General features: G+C 50.3%; 1 protein-coding gene. It reads right to left on the bottom strand.

Going from position 1 to position 310, the window contains the following annotated elements; all coding sequences use genetic code 11:
* Positions 1–211, bottom strand: a 211-nt coding sequence (locus S1OALGB6SA_RS09120) for an RHS repeat-associated core domain-containing protein (protein WP_148084067.1), incomplete at its 3' end; no start/stop codon positions are given.
* Positions 212–310: the final 99 nt, after the last annotated feature.

Raw genomic sequence — 310 nt, 5'->3', positions numbered from 1 at the left:
TATATATACCATCAGAAATGGAATAAACATTGTAACCATCGGGTTTTGGAGGTTCTGGTTCTGGAGGTTCTAATGTCAAAGGAGGGTGCGTAACACGACCTCGAGCATCTTCAACCTCACTCAGTCCCGTCGGGTCGGCATACCTTACTGGGTTGTTGCTCACATAGGCATACCAGTTAAGAGCCTCGATGACTAAGTAGCCCTTGCGCATTCCTCCACTTGGCTCAAGCCCAAAGCTCTCCGGCCACCCATCCGGCCCGAGGCAGGTGAACAGAATACTCCCTTATTTTTTGTAGGCAGGAGGCCTACT

This window comes from Olavius algarvensis spirochete endosymbiont (genome assembly GCA_900608495.1).
Lineage (GTDB): Bacteria > Spirochaetota > Spirochaetia > DSM-2461 > DSM-2461 > UBA2779.
Note: the sequence above shows the minus strand (reverse complement) of the source record. Positions and strands in the feature narration are given on the sequence as shown.